We start from the raw sequence: 13,833 nt of genomic DNA on the forward strand, positions 1-13,833 counted from the left end.
CTCAGACCGAGCGGCGCGCCACCAGGGCCGCGCTCAGGTGCTGGAGGTCGGCGGGGCGGGCCGGAGAGAGACCGGTGAGGCGGTCGATGCGCCGGATGCGGTAGTCCACGGTGTTGGGGTGGACGTGCAGCGCCGCCGCCGCGGCCCGGCGGTCGAGGCCGTGTCCGAGGTACGTCTCCAGCGTGTGCAGCAGCTCCGGCTTGGCGTCCAGCGGGCTCAGCAGCCCGGCGAGGCCGCGCAGCGCCTCGCTGGGCCGGCTCAGCTGGTACTCCAGGAGCACATCGGCCAGCCGGTAGAGGCCGGGCGCCCGGCCGGTGCGGGCCACCAGGTCCACGATCTCGGCGTTACGGGCCACCGCCGCCGGCACCCCGTCCGGTGACGCGGTCTCGGCGGCGGCCGTGACGGGGACGCCCGCCGCCCGGGTCGCCTCGGCGATCAGGCCGCTCAGCCCGCCCGGCCCCTCCCACGGCGGCGGCTCCGCGACAGGCAGCAGCACGGTGCCGCCGGACGCGTCCAGGGCGGTCAGCGCGGGCGTCCCGGCGAACCGGTCGAGGGCCGTCCGGACGCGCCGTATCTTCCGCCGGGCGGCCACGCCCGCGCCCGCCCCGGAGCCGGGCGCCGGACCGGCCCCGGACCCCTGCGGGGAACCCGCCCCCATCTCGTCCGGGTGCGGGGCCAGCGCGAGCGTCATCGTCAGATAGCGGGCGGCCGGGCGCAGGCCGGTGCGCCGGGTGAAGCCGTCCAGGTCCTCACCGGTCAGCAGCGCGGCCATCAGCGCGTGCCGGCCGCCGTGCTCCTGGCTGTCCAGGATCTGCCGGGCCTCCAGATAGGCACCGCTCACCGCGGAGGTCAGCTGCTGCTGGAGGACGAGGATGCGGTCCATGATCTCCAGCACGGCGGGCAGGTCCCCGGGCCCGGCGTCCTGCGCGGTCTCCTCCCAGCACATCGCGACGCCCACCTGGTAGGCGGTGAGGATGGCGTCCAGCGGCACGCCCTCCTCGGCGCGCTGGGCGGCCGAGTCGCGCTGCTGGGCGAGTTCGCCGTCGGTGGCGGCCCTGCGGTGTTCGAGGACGTCCGCGAAGAGCCGCAGGTTGTGCTGGACGATGTCCGCGATATCGCCCGCGATCTCCTCGTGCGGCAGCTGCGCGTAGACCGGGAGGTCACTGAGAAGACGGGCGACCACCCGGGTGGTCAATGCGGGCACGCGGGCCCGCAGCCGCACCGCCACCGGACGTCCAGCGATGACCAACGGCCCCTTTTCCAGGGCCTGTTCATTGTCACGCGTCACAAAAGCCCCCGGCGAAGTCTGCGTTACCCACCAGTTAAACGACGGCCTTCGAGTCTGCATGATGACCGGCGACACCCGCCATGCCCCCCACTCACAGCGCACCGGAGGTCGTCGTGAAATCGTCCCGAAACAAGGCGTTCTGTCGTACTGTCGGAGGAGTCGCCACCGCCGTCGCCCTGGCCTCCCTGGCCGTGGGCACCACCGCGTCCGGCGCCTGGGCGGCGAGCGCCGAGGACCCCGTGCAGTACGTCGCCCTCGGCGACTCGATGGCCTCGGGGCCGCTCATCCCGGGCATCACCGGCCCGCTGGCCTGCGGCCGCTCCACGCACAACTACGCGCACGAGCTGGCCGCGAGCATCGGCGCCTCACTGCGCGACGTCACGTGCAGCGGGGCCCAGTCCAAGCACATGACGGAGAAGCAGTCCCTGTCGCTGCTCGACGTGCCGATGGGCTCGGCGGCGCCCCAGTTCGACGCGCTGCGCGCCGACACCGACCTGGTGACCCTCACCATCGGCGGCAACGACGCCGGTCTGGTCGGCGTCGCACAGGACTGCATGCAGCTCGACCCGACCGCCACCCCGTGCAGGGACGAACTGACCGCGGGCGGGGTCGACCAGGTGGCACAGCGGATCGACGCGTTCGCGCCGCGCCTCGGAGCCGTACTCGACGCAATCCACCAGCGGTCGCCGCACGCGAGAGTTCTCGTGACGGGCTACGGGCTCTACATCAAGCCGGGCGGCTGCTGGCCGTTGCAGCCCGTGCTGCCGGTCGACGCCGACTTCCTCCAGGGCAGCGTGAACCGGATGAACGCGGTGATCGCCGAGCAGAGCGCCGCGCACGGGGCCGAGTACATCGACGTCGCCACCCCCAGCAAGGGTCACGACGCCTGCCAGGCCCCCTCCGACAAGTGGGTCGAGGGGTACGTGCCGACCGCGTCGGCCGCCCCGCTGCACCCGAACCAGCGGGGCGAGGCCGCCTACGCGCGCATCATCGGCGCCCACCTCCAGGGGAGCTGAACCGTGCGGCAGCGGATACTCGACGGACTGCTCGCCGCGGCGCTCGGTGCCACCGCGCTCCTCGCCCCGCCCGCCCACGCGGCCCCGGCGGACCCCTCCCCGGCGCGGGGCTGCGACCCGCTGGCACCCGCCGAGTGCCTGCTGCCGTTCCCCAACGACTGGTACACCCGGCCGGACCCGCGCACCGGCACGGGCCGCCGGGTGGCCTTCGACACCTCGCTCCTCCCCCGGCCCGCGACCGGGCAGGCCGTCGACCCGGCCGCCTGGAACCGCTCCGACGGCTTCTCCCCCGGTTCCACGCTGATCGCCCAGGTGCCGGGGCTCGACCCGGCCAGGACCGGCGCGGCCCCGCTGACCGACATCGGCCGGTCCCTGGACCGGGACGCGCCGGTCGTCCTGCTGGACACCACGACCGGTGAGCGGTGGCCCTACTGGGCGGAGCCGGACAGCAACGCCACCGACCCCGCGCGCCGGGCCCTGCTGATCCACCCGGCCCGCAACTTCCTGGACGGCCACCATTACGCCGTGGCGCTGCGCCACCTCAAGGACGGGGCGGGCCGTACGATTCCGGCCGCCGCCCCCTTCGCCGCCGTCGCCGGGAAACGGCTGCCCGCCCACGATCCGCTGCGCGCCCGCCAGGACCGGCTGCGGCCCGCGCTGTCCGCGCTGCGCCGGGCGGGCGTCTCCGCCCAGGGGCTGAACCTGGCCTGGGACTTCACGGTCGCCTCGACGCGCAGCCTCACCGGCGACCTGTTCACCATCCGCGACGACGCGTTCCGCCGGCTCGGCGGCCGCGCGCCCGCCTTCGAGGTCACCGGGGTCACCGACCTCACCCGGGAGCAGGACGCCCGGATCGCCCGCGAGGTCACCGGCGAGATCTCCGTGCCCGGGTACCTGGACGCGCCCGGCGGGCCGCCCGGCGCCGTGCTGAACCGCGACCGTGACGGCATCCCGCGCGCGCTTGCGGGCAGCACCGTGACCGCCGCGTTCCGCTGCGAGATCCCGCGCGCCGCCTTCCGCAGGCCGTCGCACCCCTCGCTGTACGGGCACGGGCTGCTCGGCTCACGCAACGAGGTCGGCGCGGGCAACGTCAGGGACATGGCCGCCGAGCACGACTTCACGTTCTGCGCGACCGACTGGATCGGCATGGCCAAGGCGGACATCCCCGTCGTCCTGGCAGCGCTCGCCGACCCGGGCCTCTTCCCGGCCGTCCCCGAGCGCAGTGAACAGGGCATGCTGAACGCCCTGTTCCTCGGCCGCGCCCTGATCCACCCCGAGGGCCTGACCACCGACCCCGCGTTCCGCACCGCCGACGGGCGCCCGCTCCTCGACACCCGGCACGGCCTCGCGTACGACGGGAACAGCCAGGGCGGCATCCTCGGCGGGGCGCTCGTCGCCGCATCGACCGACATCCGGCGCGGGGTACTCGGCGTCACCGGCATGAACTACGGGCTGCTCCTCGACCGCAGCGCCGACTTCGCGCCGTTCCAGCAGGTCCTGAACGCCGCCTACCCGGACAAGCTCCACCAGCAACTGGTTCTGCAGCTCTTCCAGATGGTCTGGGACCGGGGCGAGACCAACGCGTACGCCAATCACCTCACCGACCGCCACCAGGTCCTGATGCACATCGCGTACGGCGACCACCAGGTCGCGAACGCGGCGGCCGACGTGGAGGCGCGCACCCTCGGCGCCCGGCTGCTCACCCCCGCGCTCGCCCCCGGCCGCAGCCCGGACGCCGTCCCGTACTGGGGCATCCGCACCCTCGGTCCGCGCCGGCTGCCGTACCGGGGCTCCGCGATGACCGTCTGGGACAGCGGTACGCCCACGCCCCCGGTCACCAACACCCCGCCCACCGGGCCCGCGTACGGGCACGACCCGCACAAAGATCCCCGCAACTCGCCCGCCGCACGTCAGCAGAAGGCCACCTTCCTGACCACCGGCCGCGTCATCAATGTCTGCGGCACCACCCCGTGCACCGCCACACCGACCTCCTGACGCCTCCCCTGCCCCGCAGGGTCACGACAAGGAGCACCATGCGCACGCATCGCATCGCCGGCGCCGTCCTCGCCACCGCCCTCCTGACCGGTACGGTCATGGCCCCGGCCGCCCTCGCCGCACCGCCCGCGACCGCGCCGGCCGCCGTCACGCAGTCCGCCGTGCCGTTCACGGCCGCCACCGCCACCCGCACCGCCGACGGCGGCCACACCCTGTCCTGGGCCTCGCCCGCCGGATCGGTGACCGTCACCGCCGTGACCTCGCCCGACGCCATCACCGGCACCGCGCTCGGCACGGCCCCCGGGACCGGCTCGCTGACCGTCGCGCCGGGCACGCTCCCGGAGGCCGGGCGCTGGTACTTCCGGCTCGTCCCGGACAGCGGCAGCCCGCTCGTCGTCGCCGACCGCTCCCTCGGCCTGGCCTCCGCCCGCAACTTCCGGGACATCGGCGGCTACCGCACCACGGACGGCCACTGGGTGCGCACCGGCCTGGTCTACCGCTCCAACAAGCTGAGCGAGCTCACCGACGCCGAGCAGCAGCGGCTGGTCTCCCAGAAGCTCACGCTCGACGTGGACCTGCGCAACGTCCAGGAGCGCCACGACGACCCGGACCGGCTGCCCGCCGGGGTGCGTTACCAGGTCGCGGACGTCGTCTCGCTCGCCCACGGCATCCGCTTCCACGACTCGGCCCTGATGACCCTGGCGGAGGCCATCGCCGCCGGGCTCTTCTCCGGCTCGTCGGACCTCGGCCAGTCCATCGGCTACCCGTTCATGGTCAACTTCGTGGGCGCGGACCACGCCTTTAACGACCTCGTCACGGCCGTCGCCACGAACACCTCCGGCGCCACGGTCTTCCACTGCAGCGCGGGCAAGGACCGCACCGGCTGGGGCACGGCCGTCCTGCTCACCCTGCTCGGCGTCCCCCGGGCCACCGTCGAGGCGGACTTCCTGGCCAGCAACCAGTACACCGGCGACCCGAAGGCCGTGGAGCTGAGCTGGCTGCGCGCCGCGTACGCCGAGGTGGACCAGATCTACGGCGACTTCGACACGTATGTACGGGAGGGGCTGAAGCTCGACGCGGCGACCGTGGCGGCGCTGCGGGCGAAGCTGCTGACCGGCTGACCGGGCGGCCCGTGACCGGGCATCAGCAGCCCGGGTAGCGGTCCCGCGGCCACTCGACGGCGTGCTCGAACTCCAGGCACAGGTCGTCGGCCACCTCGGCGATCACCCCGCGTCCCTCCGTCAGCACCAGCCAGTGCGGAGGGAGGCGGGTGTCGCCGTGGCGGGCGCCCAGCAGGTTGCCGCAGACCGCGCCGGTGGAGTCGCTGTCGCCGGAGTGGTTGACCGAGAGCAGCAGCGCCTCGGCGACCTGGTCCGCTCCGGGCCGGACGAGCGCGCAGTACACCGCGATGGCCAGCGCTTCCTCGGCCACCCAGCCCTGCCCCAGGGACTCCACCCTCTCGGCGCTCGGCCCGCCCCGCGCGGCCAGGTCGACGGCCGCGCGCAGAGCGGCGGTCGTCTCCTCGTGGCCCCGGTGCCGGGCGAGCAGCTCCATGGCCCGCAGCACGGCCCCCGGCAGCGAGTCGCCTTCGAGGAGGTGCCCGACGATCGCCGCGAGCGCCCCGGCCGCGAAGGCGCCCGTGGGGTGACCGTGGGTGATCCGCGCACACCGGGCGGCGAGCTCGAAGGCGAACGCAGGGTCCTCGCCGGTCAGGCCGAAGGGCGCGGACCGCATCACCGTGCCGCAGCCCTTGGACCCGGTGTTGACCGGCCCGGGCTCACCGACCGGGCCCGCCGGGTCCGGGATGTGGCCGGCCGCGAGGCCGGTCAGGCAGGCGTTGCCGGGCGCCCGCTGGGCGTACAGCCAGGGCTGCTGCCGGAGCCATCCGTTGCGGACGGGGTGCTCGGCCTCGGCCGGAGGCGGCCCGGGGTGGTTCTGGGTGTCCAGCCAGCGAAGGTACGCGTTCCTGACGATGGCCGTCTCGGCGCCGCCGATACCCTTGGACATGGCGCGCGCGTGCGCCCGGATCAGCCCTTCGGCGGTGAACAGCGTCATCTGGGTGTCGTCCGTGATCCGGCCGACGACCCCCTCGTCGTCCGGTGTCATGCCGCGTACGCCCTGCTCGCCGTGCGCGCGCCGGATCCCCGCGAGCGACAGGAACTCGACCGGGTTGCCCAGGGCGTCCCCGATCGCCCCGCCCAGCAGACACCCGCGCACCCTGGCCCGGCGGGCCGTGAGGTCCGCCCCCGTCGTCGTACCGATCACCGTTCGGCCCCCGCCCTCTCACGCCGTCGCGCCGCATCTGCCCGGCCGTGGGTCCATGCTGGTAGGGAGGCGATGCCATGCGTACCGGCAATGAACCGACGACCGCCCGCAGTCCGCTGCGGATGCGGCTCTGGCTGAGTCTATGGGGCCTGGCCTGGACCGTCTTCGGGGTGACGGCCTTCGCCGTGAACGGCCGCACCGGCTGGGCAGTGGTCTGCGGGGTGCTGCTCGCGCTGGTCCTGGTGGACCTGTGCGTGGTCGTGCACCGGCTGCGCCAGGGCCCGCACTACCAGCCGGGCCGCTCCATCCCCCCGTACGAACCCGACCACGGCCCACGCGGCGGCAAGGGCCCGCCGCCGGGCACGCCCTAACGGTCGAAGCGCGCGGCGCGCAGATACTCCGGCTTCGGGTCGAGCGCGGCCGCCAGCCGGAAGTGGCGGGTGGCACGCTCGGGGTGGCCGGAGCGCTCGAAGGTGCGGGCGAGGGCGAAGTGCGCGAAGGCGTTGTCCGGCTCGCGCTCAAGCACCAGCTCGAATTCCAGCTCGGCGGGGCGCAGCTGCGCCGCGGCGAAGAAGGCGCGGGCGCGCAGCAGCCGGGCGGCGGTGTTCTCGGGGTGGGCGGCGATCACCGAGTCGAGCAGCCGCACGGCGCCCCGGGGATCACGCGCGGCGAGCAGTTGCTCGGCCGCACGGAAGTCGATGACGTCGGTTTCCGGGTTCCTCTCGGGCACGGTGGCATCCTTCCCTGGTCCGTCCCGGGGTCAACGCGGGGGCGGCTGCGGGTATTCCGGTACGGGAACGGGTCCGGCGGGTGGTACGGCCCGGGCTCAGCCCTTCTCCGCCGCACGGCGGGTCAGCTCCGCCCAGACCTCGCGGACCCGGGCCGCCAGCTCCTCGACCGGTCCGTCGTTGTCGACGACCAGGTCGGCGACGGCGCGCCGCTGCTCGCGGGTGGCCTGGGCGGCCATGCGGGCGCGGGCGTCCTCCTCGGTCATGCCGCGCAGCCGGACGAGCCGGTCGAGCTGGGTCTCAGGGGCGGCGTCGACCACGACGACCAGGTCGTAGAGGGGGGCGAGGCCGTTCTCGGTGAGGAGGGGGACGTCGTGGACGACCACGGAGTCCGATCCTGCGGCCTTCTCCAGTTCGGCGGAGCGGTCGCGGACCAGGGGGTGGACGATCGCGTTGAGCGCGGCGAGGCGGTCCGGGTCGGCGAAGACGATCGCGCCGAGCGCGGGCCGGTCCAGGGTGCCGTCCGGGGTCAGGATGCCGGGGCCGAACTCCTCGATCACGGCGGCGAGTCCGGGGGTGCCGGGCTCGACCACCTCGCGGGCGATGCGGTCCGAGTCGATGAGGACGGCACCATGGCCGACGAGCAGCCGGGACACTTCGCTCTTGCCGGCTCCGATGCCACCGGTCAGGCCCACTTTCAGCATCCCGGCAGCCTAACGACCTCGCCCGCGATTGTCGGCGGAAGAAGGAGCGGCGCCTGGGGCCTTCGAATCCAAGGCGGAGGAGGGAGCGATGGCGGAGCCATCGCGACCGACGACAACGCCGGAGGCGGAGGTCCCAGGCGCCGTGACGCCGCCGACAATCGCGGGCGAGGTCGTAATGCCCGCTGCCCGTCGCCCCGGCGGGCGGGGCCACGGGCAGCGGGCACGAGGCGGGAGGGGACGACGCTCAGATGTCGCCCTCGCGCTCGGCGAGGAACTTCTCGAATTCGAGGCCGATCTCGTCCGCCGACGGCAGGTCCGCCGGTTCGGCGACCAGATTGCCCCGGGTCTCGGCGCCCGCGACCGCGTCGTACTGGTGCTCAAGGCCCTCGACCAGCGAGACCAGTTCTTCGTCGCCCTGGCCGATCTGGCGGTCGATCTCCGTCTGGGTGCGGTGCGCCTCGGTGCGCAGGGCGTGCGCCACGGACGGCAGGACCAGCCCGGTCGCGGCCGTGATCGCCTCCAGCGCGGTGAGCGCCGCGTCCGGGTAGGCGGAGCGCGCGACGTAGTGCGGCACGTGGGCGGCCACGCCGAGCACGTCGTGGCCCGCTTCCATCAGCCGGTACTCGACCAGGGCCTCGGCGGAGCCGGGGACCTGCGCCTCCTCGAAGGGGCTGCGGTGGCCGGGGGTGAGGTCGGTGCGGTTGCCGTGCGGGGTGATGCCGACGGGGCGGGTGTGCGGGACGCCCATCGGGATGCCATGGAAGTTGACCGCGAGGCGGACACCGAGGCGCTCGACCACCTCCTCGACGGCGGCGGCGAACCTCTCCCACTCCACGTCGGGCTCCGGCCCGGACAGCAGCAGGAACGGCGCGCCCGTGGCGTCCTGGACGACGCGGACCTCCAGGGCGGGGGTCTCGTACGCCGCCCAGCGGTCGCGCTTGAACGTCAGCAGCGGGCGCCGGGCGCGGTAGTCGATCAGGCGGTCGTGGTCGAAGCGGGCCACGACCTGGTGCGGCAGCGATTCGAGCAGGCCGTCCACGATCTGCTCGCCGGTCTCACCCGCGTCGATGTAGCCCTCGAAGTGGTAGAGCATGACCAGACCGGCCGACTCCTGGGCGAGCGCCATGTCGACCACAGCCAGGCCCTTCGGCTCCCATTCGTACAAACTCTGCGGATCAGGCACGGTTACCGCTCCTCCTTGTGTTCGTGGAGAAGAACGTTCAGGGGGGCATGGTCATTCCCTGTCCACACCCCCCTTCGTACGGTGTTTACCCAAGAACCCGCTCGTGCAGTGCCATGACGGCCCTGCGCGCCGAGGTGAACGCGCCGTGCTGCCAGGCGTCGGCGTAGCTCAGGTAGTCACCCGCGAAGTAGACGTGACCCGCGGCCCGGTTGAGGGGCGCGAACACGGGGGCGTCCGGACCGCCCGCCAGGGAGTGCCACGAAGCCTCCAGGTACGGGGTCTGACGCCAGTGGTGCGAGAACGACGTGGCGAGTTCCGTACGGTACTTCTCGCCGTGGATCTTCACGCCCTGGGCGATCGCGCGGGCCTCCCGCTCGGCGGGGGTGAGTGCGGCGTACGCGTCCGCGTTGGAGCCCGTGTTGTAGTAGCCGATGATCGTCCCGCGACGGCCCTGGTGACCGTAGGACGGGTACCAGATGTGGGCGAGGTCCATGTCCGTCTCGGTGATGCCGCCGTAGATCCGGTGGTCGCTCTCCCACCAGCGGCTGCGGTATTCGAGGCCGATCTTCCCGGCCGATGAGGGCTTGCACGCCTCCAGGGCGGTCTGGACGGCCGGGCCCAGATTGTGCGGGGTCTTGGCCAGGATGTTGGGCGGCAGGGCGGCGACGCAGTAGTCCGCCTCGATGCGGCGGGTCCGGCCGGACTGGGTGTACGTGACGGTGACGCCGTGGGCCGTGTCGGTGATGTCCGTGACGGCGGCCCCGGTCCGGATGCGTCGTTCGCCGATGGCCCGGGTGAGGGCGGCGGGTATGCGGTCCATGCCGCCGACGGGCTGGAACATCAGCATGGCCTGGTCGTACTCGAACTCGAAGGCGAAGTAGCGTCCGACGCCGCTCGCGAAGACTTCGGATGCGGAGGGGACGGAGTCGAGCAGTTCACCCGGAGTGCCGGCGGCGGCCGGATCGACACGGTAGCCCCGGCGAGGGCTGCCGGTGTAGTCGAGCGTGTCGCCGATGTCTCCGAAGTCCTTCAGGAATTCGAGCAGCCGCTCCTGGTCGTCGGCGGTGATCTGCCGGTCGAGCGCGCCCTTGTCGGTGGCCTTGGAGAGCAGCTCCGCAACATAGCCGTATACGTCGGCCTTGGCGGTGCGGTAGCGCACCGGCGCCTTCATGCCCGCCTTCTCGTTGAAGATGTAGGCATTGGCGTTCACGTTGGTGAACACCTCGATGGGTACGCCGAGCTCGCGGCAGTAGTCGAGGGTGACCATCCACTGCGGTATCCGGCCGGGCCCGGCGTTCATGTACTGCCCGTCGGAGAAGTGGGCGGTCTGCCTGACTCCGTGGATGTCGGTGGTGGAATCCCCGCCGCGCACGGTGAAGTTCCGCCCGCCGGTGCGGCCCCGGGCCTCCAGGACCGTACAGTCGTAGCCCGCCTTGCCCAGTTCGTAGGCGGTGGCGAGACCGGCGATACCGCCGCCGACGACGACCACCTTGGCAGCGGCTCTGCCCTTGAGGTGGAAGTCGCCCTTGCTGGGAGCGCGGTAGGCGGGTTCGCGCCCTGCGGCCTGTGCGGTGGGGGCGAGCCCGAGCGCCCCCATGGTGGCGAACATGGCCCCGGCCCCGCCGGCGATTCCGACATGGTGCAGGAAGGTGCGGCGGCTCGTGCCCGGTGTCGCGGGCGGCTGGTGCGAAGCGTGCGTCATGTCCCGGCTCCCCTTCGGATCTTGAGGTTGCCGGGATCCTGGCAAGCGCGTGTTACGAGCCGTCAGCCATTCGTGTATCCCACACGTTTCTCTGTGTTACGTCGGCGCGCGGAAACGCGTGAGGCCCGCCCCCCGAAGGGAGCGGGCCTCACGGTCACTTACCTACCGCAGCCGATGACCGGCCGGAGGGACAGAGCGTCAGCTCTGGCCGCCCGCCAGCTTCTCGCGGAGCGCGGCCAGGGCCTCGTCCGACGCCAGGGCGCCGGAGTTGTCCGAGGACTCCGAGGAGTAGGAGCCGCCGCCGCCGGTGCCCGAGGCGGCCTGCGTGTTGCCGGCGGGGGTGGCAGCACCCTCGGCGGCAGCGGCCTCGTCGGCCTCGCGGGACTTGATGACCTGGGCCTGGTGCTGCTCGAAGCGCTGCTGCGCCTCGGCGTACTGGGTCTCCCAGACCTCGCGCTGAGCCTCGAAGCCCTCGAGCCAGTCGTTGGTCTCGGGGTCGAAGCCCTCGGGGTAGATGTAGTTGCCCTGGTCGTCGTAGGACGCGGCCATGCCGTACAGGGTCGGGTCGAACTCGACCGAGGCCGGGTCGCCGCCGAACGCCTCGTTGGCCTGCTTCAGCGAGAGGCTGATGCGACGGCGCTCGAGGTCGATGTCGATGACCTTGACGAAGATCTCGTCGTTGACCTGGACGACCTGCTCCGGGATCTCCACGTGGCGCTCGGCCAGCTCGGAGATGTGGACCAGGCCCTCGATGCCCTCGTCCACGCGGACGAACGCACCGAACGGAACGAGCTTGGTGACCTTACCGGGGACGACCTGCCCGATCTGGTGCGTGCGGGCGAACTGCTGCCACGGGTCTTCCTGCGTCGCCTTGAGCGACAGCGAGACGCGCTCGCGGTCCATGTCGACGTCGAGGACCTCGACGGTGACCTCCTGGCCGACCTCGACAACCTCGGAGGGGTGGTCGATGTGCTTCCAGGACAGCTCGGAGACGTGCACCAGACCGTCGACGCCGCCCAGGTCCACGAAGGCACCGAAGTTGACGATCGAGGAGACGACGCCGGAGCGGACCTGGCCCTTCTGGAGGGTCGTGAGGAACGTCTGGCGGACCTCGGACTGGGTCTGCTCGAGCCAGGCACGGCGGGACAGGACCACGTTGTTGCGGTTCTTGTCCAGCTCGATGATCTTGGCCTCGAGCTCCTTGCCCACGTACGGCTGGAGGTCGCGGACACGACGCATCTCGACGAGCGACGCCGGAAGGAAGCCACGGAGGCCGATGTCGAGGATGAGACCACCCTTGACGACCTCGATGACGGTACCGGTGACGATGCCGTCCTCTTCCTTGATCTTCTCGATGGTGCCCCAGGCACGCTCGTACTGAGCGCGCTTCTTCGAGAGGATCAGGCGGCCTTCCTTGTCCTCCTTCTGGAGAACCAGGGCCTCGATCTCGTCACCGACCTTGACGACCTCGTTCGGGTCGACGTCGTGCTTGATCGAGAGCTCGCGGCTCGGGATGACACCTTCGGTCTTGTAACCGATGTCGAGGAGAACCTCGTCCCGGTCAACCTTGACGATGACACCGTCAACGATGTCGCCGTCGTTGAAGTACTTGATCGTCTCGTCGATCGCCGCGAGGAACGCGTCCGCGTCGCCGATGTCGTTGACCGCAACCTGCGGAGTGGTGGCGGTGGTCTCGGTGCTGCTCGTCATGTGGGAAAGGGCTCCGGTACGGACAGTGAGTCGTAGGTACTGCTACGCCGAAAGCCCGTATCGCCTCTGCGGAAGCCGGACAGCCCGGGAAGCGCCAATTCCGTGACCGGAAGGCGCCTCGTGAACCGAGGGGACTAGCAACAGATGCGAGCGCGGCCTGCTAGGTCTGAGGAGCGCAGGCTCGCAGCGCAACTTGTAGCATACGGGGGCAGCAGGGCACGGTCAATGCGCGAAGGCGGACACCACGGGCGGAAAGCCCCATATCCGGCACAACTCGGGTTCACCGAGGCCAGATCGTGTCCGGCAACGCCCGGACACACCGGTTCAGCGCTGCGCAGGCCCCCTTGGTACGTACCGCGTACGACGGGGTGAAGGCAAACTACAACGACGGACACGATGAGCCAAGAGATGTACGCCGCCGAACCCGAGGCGACCCGCCGCAGCGCCGGTACCAACGAGAGCAGCCGGGCCAGCCGGGGCTGGTGGGACCGCAACGCCGACGCGTACCAGAGCGACCACGGCGCCTTCCTCGGCGACGACCGCTTCGTCTGGGGCCCCGAGGGCCTGGACGAGGCGACGGCCGGGCTCCTGGGCCCCGCCGCCGCACTGAAGGGGCTCGATGTCCTGGAGATCGGCGCCGGCGCGGCCCAGTGCTCCCGCTGGCTCGCCGCGCAGGGCGCCCGCCCCGTCGCCCTGGACCTCTCCCACCGCCAGCTCCAGCACGCCCTGCGCATCGGCGAGGACGTCCCGCTGGTCGAGGCGGACGCCGGACGGCTGCCCTTCCGCGACGCCTCCTTCGACCTGGCCTGCTCCGCCTACGGCGCCGTGCCCTTCGTCGCCGACCCGGTCCAGGTCTTCCGCGAGGTGCACCGGGTGCTGCGCCCCGGCGGCCGCTGGGTCTTCTCGGTGACGCACCCCGTCCGCTGGGCCTTCCCGGACGAGCCGGGCCCCGAGGGCCTGTCCGTGGCCGCCTCCTACTTCGACCGCACCCCCTACGTCGAGCAGGACGAGCACGGCGCCGCGGTCTACGTCGAGCACCACCGCACGCTGGGCGACCGGGTCCGGGACGTGGTCGCGGGCGGCTTCCGGCTGGTGGACCTGGTCGAGCCCGAGTGGCCCGCCTGGAACGACCAGGAGTGGGGCGGCTGGTCCCCGCTGCGCGGCAACCTGATCCCGGGGACCGCGATCTTCGTCTGCGTACGGGACTGAGCCACCGGCCGGTGCGGGGCGCGGCGGCACGCC

12 protein-coding genes are annotated in these 13,833 nt (G+C 72.4%); 5 read left to right on the forward strand and 7 right to left on the reverse strand.

Going from position 1 to position 13,833, the window contains the following annotated elements; translation table 11 throughout:
* Position 1: 1 nt before the first annotated feature.
* The gene (locus ACLQ2N_RS19110; RefSeq protein WP_425815013.1) at positions 2-1,249 is read right to left on the reverse strand and encodes a PucR family transcriptional regulator; all 1,248 of its coding nucleotides are present in this window, start codon (positions 1,247-1,249) and stop codon (positions 2-4) included.
* 152 nt (positions 1,250-1,401) lie between these two features.
* Between ACLQ2N_RS19110 and ACLQ2N_RS19115 the strand changes: the two genes are divergently transcribed.
* From ACLQ2N_RS19115 to ACLQ2N_RS19125, 3 genes are read left to right on the forward strand one after another with little or no spacing between them, the layout of a single operon-like run.
* Positions 1,402-2,304: an SGNH/GDSL hydrolase family protein gene (locus ACLQ2N_RS19115; RefSeq protein ID WP_425814529.1), complete on the forward strand. Its 903-nt coding sequence runs from the start codon at positions 1,402-1,404 to the stop codon at positions 2,302-2,304.
* A gap of 3 nt (positions 2,305-2,307) precedes the next feature.
* Positions 2,308-4,299, forward strand: a complete 1,992-nt coding sequence (locus ACLQ2N_RS19120; RefSeq protein ID WP_425814531.1) for a hypothetical protein — start codon at positions 2,308-2,310, stop codon at positions 4,297-4,299.
* A 38-nt stretch (positions 4,300-4,337) separates the two neighbouring features.
* The gene (locus ACLQ2N_RS19125; protein WP_425814533.1) at positions 4,338-5,420 is read left to right on the forward strand and encodes a tyrosine-protein phosphatase; all 1,083 of its coding nucleotides are present in this window, start codon (positions 4,338-4,340) and stop codon (positions 5,418-5,420) included.
* A 22-nt stretch (positions 5,421-5,442) separates the two neighbouring features.
* Here ACLQ2N_RS19125 and ACLQ2N_RS19130 read toward each other — a convergent pair whose 3' ends face one another.
* Positions 5,443-6,561, reverse strand: coding sequence for an ADP-ribosylglycohydrolase family protein (locus tag ACLQ2N_RS19130; RefSeq protein ID WP_425815015.1), 1,119 nt, complete (start codon positions 6,559-6,561; stop codon positions 5,443-5,445).
* A gap of 80 nt (positions 6,562-6,641) precedes the next feature.
* Here ACLQ2N_RS19130 and ACLQ2N_RS19135 point away from each other — a divergent pair, with 80 nt between their 5' ends.
* Positions 6,642-6,935, forward strand: coding sequence for a DUF6343 family protein (locus ACLQ2N_RS19135; protein ID WP_425814535.1), 294 nt, complete (start codon positions 6,642-6,644; stop codon positions 6,933-6,935).
* On the opposite strand, the gene ACLQ2N_RS19140 is transcribed toward ACLQ2N_RS19135, so the two are convergent.
* The 5 genes from ACLQ2N_RS19140 to rpsA all read right to left on the reverse strand — a co-directional run bounded on the left by ACLQ2N_RS19140 (position 6,932) and on the right by rpsA (position 12,591).
* Complete coding sequence (locus ACLQ2N_RS19140) at positions 6,932-7,294, reverse strand: tetratricopeptide repeat protein (protein ID WP_425814537.1); 363 nt, start codon at positions 7,292-7,294, stop codon at positions 6,932-6,934. The two genes, ACLQ2N_RS19135 and ACLQ2N_RS19140, sit on opposite strands and share 4 nt — an antisense overlap.
* Positions 7,295-7,390: 96 nt before the next feature.
* The gene (gene coaE, locus ACLQ2N_RS19145; RefSeq protein WP_425814539.1) at positions 7,391-7,996 is read right to left on the reverse strand and encodes a dephospho-CoA kinase; all 606 of its coding nucleotides are present in this window, start codon (positions 7,994-7,996) and stop codon (positions 7,391-7,393) included.
* Positions 7,997-8,240: 244 nt separating this feature from the next.
* The gene (locus ACLQ2N_RS19150; RefSeq protein ID WP_425814541.1) at positions 8,241-9,179 is read right to left on the reverse strand and encodes a PAC2 family protein; all 939 of its coding nucleotides are present in this window, start codon (positions 9,177-9,179) and stop codon (positions 8,241-8,243) included.
* Positions 9,180-9,264: 85 nt separating this feature from the next.
* A complete protein-coding gene (locus ACLQ2N_RS19155; protein ID WP_425815017.1) occupies positions 9,265-10,788 on the reverse strand; it encodes a flavin monoamine oxidase family protein in 1,524 nt (507 codons plus the stop codon).
* Between the two features lie 291 nt (positions 10,789-11,079).
* Positions 11,080-12,591 (reverse strand): 30S ribosomal protein S1, encoded by a 1,512-nt coding sequence (rpsA, locus tag ACLQ2N_RS19160; RefSeq protein WP_425814543.1) that lies wholly within the window; start codon positions 12,589-12,591, stop codon positions 11,080-11,082.
* A 408-nt stretch (positions 12,592-12,999) separates the two neighbouring features.
* Between rpsA and ACLQ2N_RS19165 the strand changes: the two genes are divergently transcribed.
* Entirely contained in the window at positions 13,000-13,800 is an 801-nt protein-coding gene (locus ACLQ2N_RS19165) for a class I SAM-dependent methyltransferase (protein WP_425815019.1), read from the forward strand.
* The last annotated feature ends 33 nt before the right edge of the window (positions 13,801-13,833 follow it).

It is taken from the genome of Streptomyces sp. DT224 (assembly GCF_049844595.1).
In the GTDB taxonomy this organism is placed as follows: domain Bacteria; phylum Actinomycetota; class Actinomycetes; order Streptomycetales; family Streptomycetaceae; genus Streptomyces.

Coding starts and splice junctions, on each gene's coding strand:
- ACLQ2N_RS19125 (WP_425814533.1), top strand. CDS start 4,338: ATGCGCACGCATCGCATCGCCGGCGCCGTCCTCGCCACCGCCCTCCTG.
- ACLQ2N_RS19135 (WP_425814535.1), top strand. CDS start 6,642: ATGCGTACCGGCAATGAACCGACGACCGCCCGCAGTCCGCTGCGGATG.
- coaE (WP_425814539.1), bottom strand. CDS start 7,996: ATGCTGAAAGTGGGCCTGACCGGTGGCATCGGAGCCGGCAAGAGCGAA.
- ACLQ2N_RS19155 (WP_425815017.1), bottom strand. CDS start 10,788: ATGTTCGCCACCATGGGGGCGCTCGGGCTCGCCCCCACCGCACAGGCC.
- rpsA (WP_425814543.1), bottom strand. CDS start 12,591: ATGACGAGCAGCACCGAGACCACCGCCACCACTCCGCAGGTTGCGGTC.
- ACLQ2N_RS19165 (WP_425815019.1), top strand. CDS start 13,000: ATGTACGCCGCCGAACCCGAGGCGACCCGCCGCAGCGCCGGTACCAAC.